This is a genomic window from Streptomyces sp. NPDC026377, from assembly GCF_055567715.1.
Genome location: NZ_JBVHPV010000019.1, coordinates 37351 through 53132 on the forward strand (window position 1 = coordinate 37351; position 15782 = coordinate 53132).

Sequence of the window (15782 nt, forward strand, 5' to 3'; positions counted from 1 at the left end):
CTTGTCAGTGGTTCCGTTTACTGTCGGTGCATGGAAGGCATCGCAGCACACCACCCCGGATACGAGCCGACCGACGTCGAACGGTGGGCCGCGGAACCGGACAAACGACCCGGCCGCACCGCCTTCCAGCGCGACCGCGCACGCGTGCTGCACTCCGGGGCGCTGCGCCGGCTGGCGGGCAAGACGCAGGTCGTCACGCCCGGTGGGACCGGCCGCCTCTGGGACGCCAGCCCGCGCACCCGGCTCACCCACTCCCTGGAGTGCGCCCAGGTCGGCCGCGAGCTCGGCGCGGCCCTCGGCTGCGACCCCGACCTCGTCGAGGCGGCCTGCCTCGCGCACGACATGGGCCACCCGCCCTTCGGGCACAACGGCGAACAGGCGCTCAACGACTTCGCCAAGGACTGCGGCGGCTTCGAGGGCAACGCCCAGTCGCTGCGCCTGCTCACCCGCCTCGAACCCAAGCGTTTCATGCGCGACGAGGAGAGCGGCGAGGCGGTCAGCGTCGGCCTCAACCTCACCCGGGCCGCCCTGGACGCGGCCACCAAGTACCCCTGGCCGCGCGGCGGTCACCCCACCGACCCGCAGTCCGTGAAGTTCGGGGTCTACGAGGACGACCTGCCGGTCTTCGACTGGGTCCGCGAGGGCGCCGTGGCCGACCGCCAGTGCTTCGAGGCCCAGGTCATGGACTGGGCCGACGACGTGGCGTACTGCGTCCACGACTTCGAGGACGGGCTGCACGCCGGCCACATCGACCCCAACCTGCTCTTCTCCGAGCCCGAGCGAGAGGACATCTGGCGCGTGGCCATCGGGCGGTACGTGCCGGCCGGCACCGACCCCCAGGAGCTCGCGGCCGCGCTGGACCGGCTGATGGACGAGGAGTGGTGGCCGCACGGGTACGACGGCTCGGCGGTCGCCCAGGCCCGCCTGAAGGACGCCACCAGCCAGCTCATCGGCCGGTTCTGCCTGGCCGCAGAGGGCGCGACCCGCGAGCGCTGGGGCGCGGGCCGGCTGAGCAGGTACGGGGCGGAGCTGGTGGTGCCGCGCGCCGCGCGCAACGAGTGCGCGGTGCTCAAGGCGGTGGCCGTCCGCTATGTGATGCAGCGCGACGAACAGGAGCGGCTCCGCGCCGACCAGCGCGTCATTCTGGCCGAACTGGCCGAAGCGCTCACGGCGCGCGCTCCGGCGGACGGGCTCGACCCGCAGTTCCGCGCGCTCTTCGCCGCGGCCGGTGACGACCGGGCCCGCAAGCGGGTCATCGTCGACCAGATCGCGTCCCTGACGGACGCGGCGGCCCTGTCCCTGCACGCCAGACTCACCGGTCCGCGCCGCTGAGCGGCGGCGCGGCGCCCTTTCCCGGACGTGATCCCGCCGTATTCCCTTCGTCTTTCCCTACGTACGACGCACCGATCAAGCCCGGCCACTCGGCGCCCCCAACGGAGCAAGCCCTCTTCCCCCATCACGCTCCGTGCGGGACGCTCGCAGATGGCGGCTGAGCAACGAGGAGGCATCAAGTGGTCGACGCAGACCGGACATTTGTCATTGTCGGTGGAGGACTGGCCGGGGCCAAGGCCGCCGAGACCCTGCGCGCCGAGGGGTTCAACGGCCGGGTGATCCTCATCGGCGACGAGCGGGAGCACCCCTACGAACGGCCTCCCCTGTCCAAGGGCCTCCTCTCCGGCAAGGAGGAGCGCGACAGCGTCTTCGTCCACGAACCCGGCTGGTACGCGCGGAACGACATCGAGCTCCACCTCGGCCAGACCGTCACCGCCATCGACCGCGAGGCCAGGACCGTCCGCCTGGGCGACGGCACCGTCATCGGCTACGACAAGCTGCTGCTCGTCACCGGCTCCGAGCCCCGCCGCCTGGACATCCCCGGCACCGACCTGGCGGGCGTCCACCATCTGCGCCGCCTCGCCCACTCCGAGCGGCTGCGCAACACGCTCAAGGCCCTCGGCCGCGACAACGGCCACCTGGTGATCGCGGGGGCGGGCTGGATCGGCCTGGAGGTCGCCGCCGCCGCGCGCGGGTACGGCGCCGAGGTCACCGTCGTCGAGCCCGAGCAGACCCCGCTGCACCAGGTCATCGGCCCCGAGCTCGGCCAGATCTTCACCGAGCTGCACGCCGGTCACGGCGTCCGCTTCCACTTCGGCGCGCGGCTCACCGAGATCGTCGGCCAGGACGGCATGGTCCTCGCCGCCCGCACCGACGACGGCGAGGAGCACCCGGCGCACGACGTGCTCGCCGCGATCGGGGCGGCGCCGCGCACCGCGCTCGCCGAGTCCGCCGGGCTCGCGCTCGTCGACCGCGCGCACGGCGGCGGGGTCGCGGTCGACGCCTCGCTGCGCACCTCCGACCCGGACATCTTCGCCGCGGGCGACGTGGCCGCGGCCCACCACCCGCTGCTCGACACCCGGCTGCGGGTGGAGCACTGGGCCAACGCCCTCAACGGCGGCCCGGCCGCGGCGCGCGCGATGCTGGGCCAGGAGACCAGTTACGACCGGGTGCCGTACTTCTTCTCCGACCAGTACGACCTGGGCCTGGAGTACTCGGGCTGGGCGCCCCCCGGAAGCTACGACCAGGTGGTGATCAGGGGCGACGCGGGCAAGCGCGAGTTCATCGCCTTCTGGCTGAGCGAGCGGCGGGTGCTGGCGGGGATGAACGTGAACGTGTGGGACGTCACAGAGGCGATCCAGGACCTGATCAGGGCGGGCACGAAGGGCGTCCAGGTCGACCCGGACCGCCTGGCGGACCCGTCAATCCCCCTGACCGACGTGACGAGGCCCTGACCCCCGGCCCCACGCCGCCCGGGCCCCCGGCCGGGCGGCGCCGGGCACTGTCCTCCCCGCCCCGGCGGTCTCTCCCGGGGGCGACCCCCGGACCCCCGGCCGGGCGGTGACGGGCGCCGGGCACTGTCCTCCCCGCCCCGTAGACTTGCCGCGTGGCAGGCAGGATCAACGATGACGACGTGAAGGCGGTCCGGGACGCGGTCCCGATCGACGCCGTCGTGTCCGAGTACCTCCAGTTGCGCAACGCGGGCGGCGGCAACCTCAAGGGCCTGTGCCCCTTCCACGACGAGAAGTCCCCGTCCTTCCAGGTCAGCCCCAGCAAGGGCCTCTTCCACTGCTTCGGCTGCCAGGAGGGCGGCGACACGATCGCCTTCGTCCGGAAGATCGACCACCTGTCGTTCTCCGAGGCCGTCGAGCGCCTGGCCGCCACCGCCGGCATCACCCTGCGGTACGAGGAGGGCGGCTACAACCCCTCCCACCAGCGCGGCGAGCGCATCCGCCTGGTCGAGGCCCACAAGGCCGCCGCGCAGTTCTACATCGAGCAGCTGGGCACCAGCCCCGAGGCCGAGATCGGCCGCAAGTTCCTCGCCGAGCGCGGCTTCGACCAGGCCGCCGCCGCCCACTTCGGCGTCGGCTACAGCCCGGCCGGCTGGGACCACCTCACCCGCTTCCTGCGCGGCAAGGGCTTCAGCGACAAGGAGCTGACCCTCTCCGGGCTCTCCCAGGAGGGCCGCCGCGGCCCCATCGACCGCTTCCGCGGCCGCCTGATGTGGCCGATCCGCGACGTCTCCGGCGAAGTGGTCGGCTTCGGCGCCCGCAAGCTCCGCGACGACGACAACGGCCCCAAGTACCTCAACACCCCCGAGACCGCGATCTACAAGAAGTCGCAGGTCCTGTACGGGATCGACCTGGCCAAGAAGGACATCGCCAAGTCCAGCCGCGCCGTGGTCGTCGAGGGCTACACCGATGTGATGGCCTGTCACCTCGCCGGGGTGACCACCGCCATCGCCACCTGCGGCACGGCCTTCGGCGGCGACCACATCAAGATCCTGCGCAGGCTCCTGATGGACAACGGCAGCGCGCGCGTGATCTTCACCTTCGACGGCGACGCGGCGGGCCAGAAGGCCGCCCTGCGCGCCTTCGAGGACGACCAGAAGTTCGCCGCCGAGACCTACATCGCCATCGCCCCCGACGGCATGGACCCCTGCGAACTGCGCCTGGCCAAGGGCAACGAGGCGGTCGCGGACCTGGTCCAGCCCCGCACCCCGCTCTTCGAGTTCGCCATCCGCCAGATCGTGCGGCGCTACGACCTGGAGACCCCGGCGGGCCGCGCCGCCGCCCTCGACGAGGCCGCCCCGATCGTGGCCCGCATCAAGAACGTCGCCTCCCAGCACGAGGTGGCCGTCCAGCTGGCCGGCATCCTCGGCATCCTGGACACCCAGTTCGTCGTCAAGCGCGTGGCCCAGCTGGCCCGTTGGGCCCGCGACCGGGGCGGCAAGGGCCCGGCCCCGGACCGCGGCCGCCCGTACGGGGAGGCGCTGGCCCCGGCCGCCTCCTCCGGCCCCGCCCTGAACCTGCGCAGCCCCGCCCACCGCACCGAGCGCGAGCTCCTCAAGCTCGCCCTCCAGCACCCGCACCTGGTCTCCCCGGCCTTCGACGCGTACGGAGTGGACGAGTTCACGGCCCCGCCGTACGCGGCGGTGCGCCAGTGCATCATGGACGCCGGCGGCGCCACGGACGCCCCCTCCGACTACCTCCAGGCCGTCATGGAGTCCGCGCCCAACGACACGGTCCGCGCCCTGGTCACCGAGCTCGCCGTGGAGGCCGTCCACGCCCGCGTGGTCGACGAGGCGTACGCGGGCGAGCAGCTCGTCGCCGTCCGCCGGCGCGCCGTCGACCGCCGCCTCCTCGACATCCAGGGCACGCTCGCCCGCCTCGGGCAGAACGGCGACCCCGAGCGACTGGCCGCCGTACAGAACGAGTTGTGGGTCCTCCAGCAGTACGGCCAGGCGCTGCGCAACCGGGGCTCGGAAGCCCTCTGAGCCCCGGGCGCGGCCCGCTCGGGCGCGTCCGGCCGGACTGACCGGGCCCCCGCGGGGTACCCGGACCCCGGCAGCACGGCGCGCGTCCGCTGCCACAGAGGTAACCGCCCGGTCACGGACCGGCTTCAAAAAGTCACCGCACGCCCCTCGTGGCGGAGATGTGTCGTACCCCACACTGGGGGCGGTGCCTGAGTCCTCGGAGCGCGGCCGGCCCACCGAAGGTGGGTACCACATCCCCGCGGATCCGCTCATCGTGTACGGGACGGACAGCGGCCCGGCCGCCCCCGTCCCGCTGCCGCACGCCCCCGATCCGGCAGCGATCACCCTGGAGGTCGCCCCCGTGCAGACCCAGACCCTGACCGACAACGACGTCGTGGCCACCGTGCCCCCGCAGACCCGGGCCGTGCTCCACCCCGAGGCCGAGGCGCCCCCCGTCGAACTCGTCGACGACGTGGTGGAGGTGCCCGAGCCGCCCGAGCGGGTGCCGGGCCGCGCCGACACCGGCGGCCCCTCGTCCGACCTGTTCCGCCAGTACCTGCGCGAGATCGGCCGCATCCCGCTGCTCACCGCCGCGGAGGAGGTCGAGCTGGCGCGCCGGGTGGAGGCGGGCCTGTTCGCCGAGGAGAAGCTCGCCGGAACCCCGGACCCGGACTCCCAACTCGCCGTCGACCTCGACAAGTTGGTGGTCATGGGCCGGATGGCCAAACGCCGGCTCATCGAGGCGAACCTGCGCCTGGTCGTCTCCGTCGCCAAGCGCTATGTGGGGCGCGGGCTCACCATGCTCGACCTGGTGCAGGAGGGGAACCTCGGACTGATCCGCGCGGTCGAGAAGTTCGACTACGCGCGCGGCTACAAGTTCTCCACGTACGCGACGTGGTGGATCCGCCAGGCCATGTCCCGCGCGCTCGCCGACCAGGCCCGCACCATCCGCGTCCCCGTCCATGTGGTGGAGCTGATCAACCGCGTGGTGCGGGTGCAGCGCCGGATGCTCCAGGAGCGCGGCTACGAGCCGACGCCCGAGGAGGTCGCCGCCCATCTCGACCTGGCGCCCGAGCGCGTGAGCGAGGTGCTCCGGCTCGCCCAGGAGCCGGTCTCGCTGCACGCGCCCGTGGGCGAGGAGGACGACGTGGCGCTCGGCGACCTCATCGAGGACGGCGACGCGGCGTCTCCCGTGGAGTCGGCGGCCTTCCTGCTGCTGCGCGAGCACCTGGAGGCCGTGCTGTCCACGCTGGGCGAGCGCGAACGCAAGGTGGTGCAGTTGCGCTACGGGCTCGCGGACGGGCGCCCGCGCACGCTGGAGGAGATCGGCCGCATCTTCGGCGTCACCCGCGAACGCATCCGCCAGATCGAGTCCAAGACCCTCAACAAGCTCCGCGACCACGCCTTCGCGGACCAGCTGAGGGGTTATCTGGACTGAGGCTCCGCCCGAGCCCGGGCGGGCACAGGCGGAGCCCCGGCGCCGGACCGGCTCTCAGTCGACCTCCGCCACCGCCTGCGCGAACTGCGCCGCGTACAGCCGTGCGTAGGCGCCCTCGGCGGCCAGCAGTTCGTCGTGCGTGCCCTGCTCCACGATCGCCCCGTTCTCCATCACGAGGATGACGTCGGCGTCCCGGATGGTGGAGAGCCGGTGCGCGATCACGAACGACGTACGCCCATGGGCCAGCCGCGCCATAGCCTTCTGGATCAGCACCTCCGTGCGGGTGTCCACGGAGCTCGTCGCCTCGTCGAGGACCAGGATCACCGGGTCGGACAGGAACGCCCGGGCGATGGTGATCAGCTGCTTCTCGCCCGCGCTCACCCCCGTGCCCTCGTCGTCGATGACCGTGTCGTACCCGTCCGGCAGCGTCCGGACGAACCGGTCCGCGTGCGCCGCCCGGGCCGCCTCCTCGATCTCCTCGCGGGTCACCGGCCGGTCCGCGCCGTAGGCGATGTTGTCCGCGATGGTGCCGCCGAACAGCCAGGTGTCCTGGAGCACCATGCCGATGCCCGAGCGCAGCTCCCGGCGCGACATCCGGGCCGCGTCCACCCCGTCCAGGGTGATCCGCCCGTCCGTCACCTCGTAGAACCGCATCAGCAGATTGACCAGCGTCGTCTTGCCCGCGCCCGTGGGACCGACGATCGCGACCGTCTGCCCGGGCTCGACCTTCAGCGACAGGTCCTCGATGAGCGGCTTCTCCGGGTCGTACCGGAACGCCACCTTCTCCAGGGTCACCGCGCCGCGCCGCTCCACCGGCCGCTCGGCCGACTCCGCGTCCGGCTCCTCCTCGTCCGCGTCGAGCAGCTCGAAGATCCGCTCGGCGGAGGCGACGCCCGACTGCACCAGGTTCGCCATCGAGGCGACCTGGGTGAGCGGCATCGAGAACTGCCGCGAGTACTGGATGAAGGCCTGCACATCGCCGATGGACAGCGCGCCCGAGGCGACCCGCAGCCCGCCGACCACCGCGACCAGCACATAGTTCAGGTTCGAGATGAACATCATCAGCGGCTGCATCACCCCGCTGTTGAACTGCGCCCGGAACCCGGCCTCGTACAGCGCCTCGTTCTGCTCGTCGAACTGCCGCGCCGACTCCTCCTGGCGCCCGAAGACCTTCACCAGGGTGTGCCCGGTGTACATCTCCTCCACATGCGCGTTGAGCCGGCCCGTGGTCTTCCACTGCTGCACGAACTGCGGCTGCGACCGCTTGCCGATCCTCGTCGCGACGAACACCGACAGCGGTACGGTCGCCAGCGCCACCAGCGCCAGCAGCGGCGAGATCCAGAACATCATCGCCAGTACGCCGACGATGGTGAGCAGGGAGTTGATGAGCTGGCCCATCGTCTGCTGCATCGTCTGCGAGATGTTGTCGATGTCGTTGGTCGCCCGGCTGAGCACCTCACCGCGCTTGGCGCGGTCGAAGTAGGACAGCGGCAGCCGTGACAGCTTCGCCTGCACCTGCTCGCGGATCCGGAACACCGTACGGTTGATCGCCCGGTTGGAGAGCCGGGTCGCCACCAGCATCAGCAGCCCCGCGCCCACGTACACCGCGAGCGCCACCAGCAGCACCCGGCCGACCGAACCGAAGTCGATGCCGTGGCCGGGGGTGAAGCGCACCCCGGAGAGCATGTCGGCGAGACCGCCGTCGCCCTTGTCGCGCAGCCGCTGGAGCGTCTGCTCCTTGGTGGTCCCCTCCGGCATCTGCCGGCCGACGACTCCCGCGAAGACCAGGTCGGTCGCCTTGCCGAGGACCTTGGGCCCGACCACCGAGAGCCCCACGCTGAGCACCGCGGCCACGAGCATCACCCAGAGCGTGCCCCTCTCCGGCGCGAGCTGCCGCAGCAGCCGCTTCGACGAACCCTTGAAGTCCATCGAGCGTTTGCCGTCGCCCTGGCCCATCATCCGGGCCATGTTTCCGCTCATGCCGCCTCGGCCTCCGTCAGCTGGGAGAGCACGATCTCCCGGTAAGTCTCGTTCTCGGCCATCAGCTCGTGGTGGCGGCCGGTGCCGACGACCCGGCCCTCGTCCAGGACGACGATCCGGTCGGCGTCGCGGATCGTGGAGACCCGCTGGGCCACGATCACGACGGTCGCCTCGCGTGTCTCGCGCAGCAGCGCCGCCCGCAGGGCCGCGTCGGTGGCGTAGTCGAGCGCAGAGAAGGAGTCGTCGAAGAGGTAGATCTCCGGGCGCTGCACCAGGGTCCGCGCGATGGCGAGCCGCTGGCGCTGGCCGCCGGAGACATTGGTGCCGCCCTGCGCGATCGGCGCGTTGAGCCCGCCCTCCAACCTGGCGACGAACTCCTTGGCCTGGGCGACCTCCAGGGCGTGCCAGAGCTCCTCGTCGGTGGCGTCGGGATTGCCGTACCGCAGATTCGTGGCGACGGTCCCGGAGAAGAGGTACGGCTTCTGCGGCACCATCGACACCGTCCTGGCGAGCAGGGCGGGATCGATCCCGCGCACGTCCTCGCCGTCCACCAGGACCGAGCCACCCGTCACGTCGAACAGCCTCGGGACGAGCCCGAGCAGCGTCGACTTGCCGCTGCCGGTCGACCCGATGACCGCGGTGGTCTCACCGGGACGGGCCACCAGGTCCACCCCCTTGAGCACGGACTCCTCGGCGCCGGGATAGGTGAAGTCGGCGCCGCGGACCTCCAGATGGCCGCTGCGGCGCAGCTCGCGCACGGGGGCCTTCGGCGGCACCACACTGGTGTCGGTGGAAAGGACCTCCTCGATGCGCTCGGCGCAGACCTCGGCGCGCGGCACCATCATGAACATGAAGGTGGCCATCATCACGGCCATCACGATCTGCATCAGATACGTGAGGAACGCGGTGAGCTGGCCGATCTGGAGGGAGCCGCTGTCGATCCGGTGGGCGCCGAACCACACCACGGCCACCGAGGAGACGTTCACCACGGTCATCACGGTCGGGAACATCAGCGCCATCAGCCGGCCGGTGCCGAGCGAGACGTCGGTCAGCTCGGTGTTGGCGCCCTTGAAGCGGCCCTTCTCGTAGTCGTCCTTCACGAACGCCCGGATCACGCGGTTGCCGGTGATCTGCTCGCGCAGCACGCGGTTCACCGTGTCCAGGCGGGTCTGCATGGTGCGGAACAGCGGCCGCATCCTCCGCACGATCAACGAGACGCAGATGCCGAGCACCGGCACCACGGCGAGCAGCACCGCGGAGAGCGGCACGTCCTGGCCGAGCGCCATGACGATGCCGCCGACGCACATGATCGGCGCCGAGACCATCAGCGTGAACGACATCAGCGTCAGCATCTGGACCTGCTGCACGTCGTTGGTGGTCCGGGTGATCAGGGACGGCGCCCCGAAGTGGCCCACCTCACGCGCGGAGAACGACTGCACCCGCGCGAAGACGGCCGCGCGCATGTCCCGGCCCAGGGCCGCGGCGGTGCGCGCGCCGAAGTAGACGGCGCCGACGTTGCAGACCACCTGGACGAGGCTGACGGCGATCATGATGCCGCCGAACTCCAGGATGTAGCCGGTGTCCCCGTCGACGACACCGTTGTCGATGATGTCGGCGTTCAGGGTCGGCAGATAGAGGGTCGCGCAGGTCTGGAGCAGCTGGAGCAGCACCAGGAGCGCGATCGGTTTCTTGTACGGAACCAGATGGGTCCGCAGGAGACGTATGAGCACGTGAAGGCTCTCCGGGTCGGCAAGATCGAGGGGTTCGACCCCCCATCTTGCGACACTCCGCCCCTGGAACCTCAAGCGATTAAGCCAAGGGCGAGTCAAAAGGATGAGTCAAGGACGGACCTCCGGCGCAGTCAAGGCACCGCACCGGGAATCACCCCGTACGGCTCGATTTCCGCGCCCGATGACCGGAACCTGCCGCTCGGGCTCCGCTCGGGCTCCGCTCGGGCTCCGCTCAGACCCCGGTGTCGAACGCGCCCGGATGGATCTCGTCCCGCGTCGCGATGTACTGCTGGCGCACCGCCTGCCCCACGGCCAGCTCCTCGCCCGGCTCGAAGACCTGCGCCGCCGCACCCTGCCAGGCGGGCGGGGTGTGCGGGGCGAGGGAGCCCTGCGAGACCCCGAGGGCCCAGGCCGCCTGCCGGGCCGCGCCGAGCGCCGCGTACTCGGCGGGCTGCGGCACGACCACCTGGGTGCCCAGGATCGCCGGCGCCGCCGCCTGTACGGCCGGCAGCTCGGCCGCGGCGCCGAGCAGGAAGACCCGGCGCACCTCGACCCCGCGCGAGCGCAGCACGTCCAGCGCGTCCGCCAGCGAGCAGAGCATGCCCTCGAACGCGGCCCGCGCCAGGTGCTCGGGCTTCATCGACTCGCGCCGCAGCCCGGCCAGTGTCCCGGCCGCGTGCGGCAGCCGGGGGGTGCGCTCGCCCTCCAGATACGGCAGCAGGACAAGCCCGCTGGCGCCCGGGGTCGACTTCAGCGCCAGGGCGGAGAGCTCCTCCAGGCTCTCGACGGCGAGCATCTCCGCCGTGCCGCGCAGCGCCCGTACCGCGTTGCTCGTATGCACCACGGGCAGATGACGGCCGGTGGCGTCGGCGAACGACGTAATCATCCCGGCCGCGTCGGCCAGCGCCTCGTGGTGCACGGCCATGACCGAACCCGAGGCCCCGAGCGAGACGACCGCGTCGCCGGGCCCGACGCCGAGGCCGAAGGCCGCGGCCATCGTCTCGCCGGTCCCGGCCGAGATCAGCAGGCCCTCGGGGGTGGTGCCGGCGGCGTCGGAGGGGCCGAGCACCTCGGGCAGCGCCACGTGGTGGCCGAGCGCGAGCTCGACGAGGTCGGGGCGGTAGAAGCCGGTCGCGGCCGACCAGTAGCCGGTGCCGGAGGCGGCGCCGCGGTCGGTGGTACGGCGGGCCGGACGGCCCAGGAGCTGCCACACCAGCCAGTCGTGGGCCTGGACGATCGCGGCGGTGCGCTGGGCGGCGTCGGGTTCGTTGCGGGCCAGCCAGCGCAGCTTCGCGACCGCCTGGCTCGCCTGCGGCACACAGCCGACGGCCTTGGCCCACGCCTCGCGCCCGCCGAGCGCGTCGGTCAGATCCGCGGCGGCCACCTGGGCGCGCTTGTCGTTGCCGCTCAGCGCGGCCCGTACGAGAGAGCCCTGGGCGTCCAGCGCGATCAGCGCGTGCTGCTGGGCGGCGACCCCGATGGCCTGCACGCCTTCGAGCAGCCCGCCCGCCGCGGCCTCGCCGAGCGAGAGCAGCCAGGCCTGTGGATCGACCTCGGCGGCCTTCGGATCCACGGGATGCGGGGCGTACCCCTGCCGCAGGACGGCACCGGTGTCGGTGTCGCAGACGACGATGCGAGTGAAGGCGGAAGAGCTGTCCAGCCCGGCGACTATCCCCATGCGCACGATTCTGCATCACGCGGGGGCCCACCGGGCCCCCGCGTGATGACCGGCTCCCGAGGGGCGCCGGTGTCAGGTGTTGCTGGTGCCCCAGTCGTCCTCGCCGCCCTGGCCGCGCCCGCGCAGCGAGCGCACCCGGTCGGCGATGGACTTCGGCGCCTTGTCGCCGACCTTGTCGGAGACCTTCTCGCTCACCGCGTGGATGGCCTTGCCCGCGTACGCCCGGCCGTTCTGGGCGGCCGACTCCGCGGTGTTGCGCACCGCCGGGTTCTGGGCGACCTGGCGGGCGGACTTCTTCAACTGTTCGTAGCGCTCGCGTCCGGCCCGGGTTCCGAGCACGTACCCGACGACGAGTCCGACGGCGAACGTGAGCCGGTAGCGCATGGCGGTCACCCTTCTGTGGCGTCTGTCCGACGTCACTGTGACGTCGTGTGCTGCGCCTACCCGCGCAGCCCCGAGATCACCCGGGGCGGAACCGATTGGCGGAGCACCCCCCTGCTTGCGCTAATGTATGTGTCGCAGCGAGCGCACGCCGCCCGGGGACACCCGGGGTAGGTACGTTCGGTGCAACGAGACATTCCCCTGTAGCTCAATTGGCAGAGCAGCCGGCTGTTAACCGGCAGGTTACTGGTTCGAGTCCAGTCGGGGGAGCTCGGTCTCCTGTAGCTCAATTGGCAGAGCAGCCGGCTGTTAACCGGCAGGTTACTGGTTCGAGTCCAGTCGGGAGAGCAGTGAAAAGGGCCCCTTGAGGGTCCTTTTTCATGCCCCGGGGAACCGCGCGGGGCGCGACGGGGTCCTCATGGGCGTGCGTTGCCGACCATCCGAGGCAGGAGATCGTATGAGCGGCTATGCTGCGGCAGACGGCGCGCACAAATGTGCGCGACGCGCCGTTAGGGGCGGTAGCTCAGCCGGTTAGAGCAGCGGACTCATAATCCGTCGGCCGTGGGTTCGAGTCCCACCCGCCCCACTCTGCGTTCCCTCCGCAGAAACGTTTCAACCTGCGCGGTGCGCCCGCGCGGGCCAGAGCCCCGACCACTTGGCGGTCGGGGCTCTTCTTGTGCGGGGGCCTTGGGCGGGGAGGGGCGGCGGGTCTGTGCCGGTTCGGTGCCCGGCCCGCACCGCGGAGTGTGCCCGGGGGCCGGGAGGGGGTGGGCGGTTTCGTGCCGGTTCGGTACTGGGTCCGTACTCGGGAGGGGCGCCGGGGGTGCCCGGGGGCGTGGCCGGGCGGGGCCGGGGGTGGGCGTCAACACGGTGGTGGTCCGCGCCGCGAGAGGCGGGGCGGGGCAGCCGGGGCGGCCGTCGGTGGGGAATGGCGTTCGCCGAAATGCGCGGCGGGAAATGTCCGGGGGTGGGGGTGGGGGCGCGCGTTTTTCTTTTCCGGTTGGGAATTGCCGGGGGCGGGGTCTGCTCATTTCCGAAGAGGAATTGCGGGCGCTGGTGGGGGGCGGGGGATTCGGGTTTCCGGAGGGGGCGGGCGACCACTCGGGGTGGGGGGCGGCTGGGTCCTCGGCGGGACCTGCGGCCGAAGTCGGGGCTGCCGGCCACGGGCCGATCGGTTGTGGATCGGCGGTTCCGGCCTCGGGGCAGGGGGCAGGGGTTTGGGCCTGCGGCCTCTGGCCTGTCGGCGTTGGACCTCCGGGCCCACGGGTCTTGGGCCACTGGCCTGGGGGCCTGGGTCTGCGTCCGGGCCTGTCGGCCTTGGGGCACTGGCCTCAAGCCCCCGGCCCCGCCCCGGTCCCGGGCCCGCGCCAGCGCGGCCCGAAGCGGGGGCGGGCGTCCCGCGTCCGGGCGGGACGTGCCGCCCGGTGGCCCGGGGTGTGGGGGCCCGGCCCGATGCCGGGCCGGGCCCCCACACCCCGGGCCACCATTTCCCGCTCCCTCCCGTTCCGGAATTCCCTCCCCTGTCAACCCCCGTTCAACCGCGGAGTTCCCGAAATTGAACGTCTGATCAGCCACCCGGACTTGTCCCGAGAGGATTGGGTCCGGGAGATTGACCGCATCGCTTGATTTCGGCGGACCGTAAACGGGAGGCACCACGTGAGCACGGAGCAGGTCTACACGGCGGGCAGCGCCAACTTCGATCCGCTGTACGCGGGGAAGGTGCGGACGGAGGGGCTGGGGATGAAGTTCGACTTCGCGCCCTGGAACATCCCCGAGCCGCAGCCCGTCGTCGTGGCCCTGGAGGCGTCCGGCGCGTTCCACGGCAAGGTGCTGGACGCCGGGTGCGGCACCGGGCAGAACTCGCTGCACCTCAAGAGCCGCGGCCACGACGTCACCGGCCTCGACTTCTCGCCCTCCGCCATCGGCCAGGCCCAGGAGCGCGCCCGCGAGCGCGGTCTGGACATGACCTTCGCGGTGTCGGACGCCACGAAGTTCGAGGGGATCGAGGGCGGCTTCGAGACGGTCCTGGACTACGGGCTCTACCACGTGCTCAGCGACGAGCAGCGGCGCGCGTACGCCGCGGCCCTGCACCGGGTCACCGTGCCGGGCGCCAAGCTGCACCTGTTCGCCTTCGCCGAGTCCGAGCTGGTCGGTCTGCCGCCGCAGCAGCTGCGGGTGAGCAAGGACAACTTCCGTACCAACCTGGACGGCCAGTGGCGGATCCTCGCCATCGAGGACAGCCTGTGCACCACCAACCACACCCGTGAGTACTTCGAGAAGCAGCGCCAGGAGACCGGCGGCACCCTGCCGTTCGACCCGGACGCCTTCGACGTGGACGAGAAGGGGCGCATCGTCTACCCGATGTCGTACGTGCACGCCGAGCGGGTCTGACCCACGGCCGTGACGGGGCCGGGCGTCCGCGTGGACGTCCCCCCGTCGCCCGCCGGCCCGGGGCCCGCCGGTTAGCATCGCGCGTGACCGCCGACAGCGAAGCCCCGCCCAAGACCCGCAGCCGGATACTCGCCGACCTCACGCCGCTGCGCGGCTCGGCGCACTACCGGCGGCTCTGGTTCGGCAACACCATTTCCTGGGTCGGCCAGGGGATGACCAGCCTGGCGATCTCCCTCCAGGTGTACGACATCACCGGGTCCAGCTTCAGCGTCGGGCTCGTCGGGCTGTTCTCGCTGGTGCCGCTGATGGTGTTCGGGCTGTACGGCGGGGCGATCGCCGACACCGTCGACCGGCGCAAGCTGGGACTGGCCAGTGCGACCGGGTCCGCAGTGCTGTCGGCGGGGCTCGCCGGTGCCGCCTTCGCCGGGTTCGCGCACGTCTGGTTCCTGTACGGGATCGTCGCGCTCCAGTCCGTCTGCGCCGCCCTCAACGGGCCCGCCCGCTCCTCGATGATCCCCCGGCTGCTGCCGCCGGAGCAGCTGCCCGCGGCGAACGCGCTGAGCTCGATCACCATGACCTCGGGGATGCTGCTCGGGCCGATGCTGGGCGGTCTGCTCGTCGGGTTCGCGGGCTATCAGTCGGCGTACACCATCGACGCGGTGACCTTCGCCGCGTCGCTGTACGCGATGTGGCGGCTGCCGTCGATGCTGCCCGACCGGGAGGGCTCGGGAGGGCGGCGGGCGTCCGTGCTCGACGGGTTCCGCTTCCTGGCGACCCGGCCCAATCTGCGGATGACGTTCTTCTCCGACTTCTGCGCCATGATCCTGGCGCATCCGCGCGCGCTGTTCCCGGCCGTCGCGGTGCTCTGGTACGGCGGTGACGCCCGCACCACCGGCCTCCTGGTCGCCGCGCCCGCGGTCGGTGCGCTGCTGGGCGGGGTGTTCTCGGGGTGGCTCGGCCGCGTCCACCGGCACGGCCTCGCCATCCTGCTGGCGGTCGGCGCGTGGGGCGCGGCGATCGCGGTGTTCGGCCTCACCCGCCAGCTGTGGTTGGGCCTGGTCTTCCTCGCGGTCGCGGGGTGCGCGGACACGGTGTCCATGGTGTTCCGCAACACGATGCTCCAGGTCGCGGCGCCGGACGAGATGCGGGGGCGGTTGCAGGGGGTGTTCATCGTGGTGGTGGCGGGCGGCCCCCGGCTCGGCGACTTCCTCGCGGGGACGACGGCGGATCTGGCGTCGCCGGGGGTCGCGGTGGTGGGGGGTGGGGTTGCGTGTGTGGTGGCGGTGGGGGTGCTGGGGGTGGTGCGGAGGGGGTTCGCGCGGTACGACGCGCGGGACCCGCAGGCGTAGGGGTGCCCGGGGGCTATGCCCCCGGCCC

Annotated in this window: 10 protein-coding genes and 3 tRNA genes; 9 read left to right on the plus strand and 4 right to left on the minus strand. The window is 72.0% G+C overall.

Features of this window, described 5'->3' with window-relative positions:
* Nucleotides 1-30 precede the first annotated feature (30 nt).
* The 4 genes from ACZ4MU_RS29775 (at nucleotide 31) to ACZ4MU_RS29790 (ending at nucleotide 6245) form a co-directional block, all read left to right on the plus strand.
* Complete coding sequence (locus ACZ4MU_RS29775) at nucleotides 31-1332, plus strand: deoxyguanosinetriphosphate triphosphohydrolase (protein WP_467882416.1); 1302 nt, start codon at nucleotides 31-33, stop codon at nucleotides 1330-1332.
* A gap of 179 nt (nucleotides 1333-1511) precedes the next feature.
* Nucleotides 1512-2786 (plus strand): NAD(P)/FAD-dependent oxidoreductase, encoded by a 1275-nt coding sequence (locus tag ACZ4MU_RS29780; RefSeq protein WP_467882417.1) that lies wholly within the window; start codon nucleotides 1512-1514, stop codon nucleotides 2784-2786.
* Nucleotides 2787-2938: 152 nt separating this feature from the next.
* A complete protein-coding gene (gene dnaG, locus ACZ4MU_RS29785; protein ID WP_467882418.1) occupies nucleotides 2939-4828 on the plus strand; it encodes a DNA primase in 1890 nt (629 codons plus the stop codon).
* Between the two features lie 184 nt (nucleotides 4829-5012).
* Complete coding sequence (locus tag ACZ4MU_RS29790) at nucleotides 5013-6245, plus strand: RNA polymerase sigma factor (RefSeq protein WP_467882420.1); 1233 nt, start codon at nucleotides 5013-5015, stop codon at nucleotides 6243-6245.
* A gap of 54 nt (nucleotides 6246-6299) precedes the next feature.
* Here ACZ4MU_RS29790 and ACZ4MU_RS29795 read toward each other — a convergent pair whose 3' ends face one another.
* The 4 genes from ACZ4MU_RS29795 to ACZ4MU_RS29810 all read right to left on the minus strand — a co-directional run bounded on the left by ACZ4MU_RS29795 (nucleotide 6300) and on the right by ACZ4MU_RS29810 (nucleotide 12017).
* Complete coding sequence (locus ACZ4MU_RS29795; protein WP_467882421.1) at nucleotides 6300-8225, minus strand: ABC transporter ATP-binding protein; 1926 nt, start codon at nucleotides 8223-8225, stop codon at nucleotides 6300-6302.
* Nucleotides 8222-9955, minus strand: a complete 1734-nt coding sequence (locus tag ACZ4MU_RS29800) for an ABC transporter ATP-binding protein (RefSeq protein WP_467882423.1) — start codon at nucleotides 9953-9955, stop codon at nucleotides 8222-8224. The genes ACZ4MU_RS29795 and ACZ4MU_RS29800 overlap by 4 nt, the downstream gene beginning before the upstream one ends.
* 232 nt (nucleotides 9956-10187) lie before the next feature.
* Complete coding sequence (locus ACZ4MU_RS29805; protein WP_467882424.1) at nucleotides 10188-11633, minus strand: FGGY family carbohydrate kinase; 1446 nt, start codon at nucleotides 11631-11633, stop codon at nucleotides 10188-10190.
* Between the two features lie 72 nt (nucleotides 11634-11705).
* Nucleotides 11706-12017: a YtxH domain-containing protein gene (locus ACZ4MU_RS29810; protein WP_406555018.1), complete on the minus strand. Its 312-nt coding sequence runs from the start codon at nucleotides 12015-12017 to the stop codon at nucleotides 11706-11708.
* Between the two features lie 194 nt (nucleotides 12018-12211).
* Between ACZ4MU_RS29810 and ACZ4MU_RS29815 the strand changes: the two genes are divergently transcribed.
* The 5 genes from ACZ4MU_RS29815 to ACZ4MU_RS29835 all read left to right on the plus strand — a co-directional run bounded on the left by ACZ4MU_RS29815 (nucleotide 12212) and on the right by ACZ4MU_RS29835 (nucleotide 15754).
* Nucleotides 12212-12284, plus strand: a tRNA-Asn gene (locus ACZ4MU_RS29815).
* Nucleotides 12285-12289: 5 nt separating this feature from the next.
* Nucleotides 12290-12362: transfer RNA gene (locus tag ACZ4MU_RS29820), tRNA-Asn, on the plus strand.
* Nucleotides 12363-12526: 164 nt separating this feature from the next.
* Nucleotides 12527-12600, plus strand: a tRNA-Ile gene (locus ACZ4MU_RS29825).
* Between the two features lie 1070 nt (nucleotides 12601-13670).
* Complete coding sequence (locus ACZ4MU_RS29830) at nucleotides 13671-14405, plus strand: class I SAM-dependent methyltransferase (protein ID WP_467882426.1); 735 nt, start codon at nucleotides 13671-13673, stop codon at nucleotides 14403-14405.
* 83 nt (nucleotides 14406-14488) lie between these two features.
* The gene (locus tag ACZ4MU_RS29835) at nucleotides 14489-15754 is read left to right on the plus strand and encodes an MFS transporter (protein ID WP_467882427.1); all 1266 of its coding nucleotides are present in this window, start codon (nucleotides 14489-14491) and stop codon (nucleotides 15752-15754) included.
* The last annotated feature ends 28 nt before the right edge of the window (nucleotides 15755-15782 follow it).

What these genes read in the sequence shown, in the direction of transcription:
- ACZ4MU_RS29775 (WP_467882416.1), top strand. Translation starts at nt 31, where the DNA reads ATGGAAGGCATCGCAGCACACCACCCCGGATACGAGCCGACCGACGTC.
- ACZ4MU_RS29795 (WP_467882421.1), bottom strand. Translation starts at nt 8,225, where the DNA reads ATGAGCGGAAACATGGCCCGGATGATGGGCCAGGGCGACGGCAAACGC.
- ACZ4MU_RS29805 (WP_467882424.1), bottom strand. Translation starts at nt 11,633, where the DNA reads ATGGGGATAGTCGCCGGGCTGGACAGCTCTTCCGCCTTCACTCGCATC.
- ACZ4MU_RS29810 (WP_406555018.1), bottom strand. Translation starts at nt 12,017, where the DNA reads ATGCGCTACCGGCTCACGTTCGCCGTCGGACTCGTCGTCGGGTACGTG.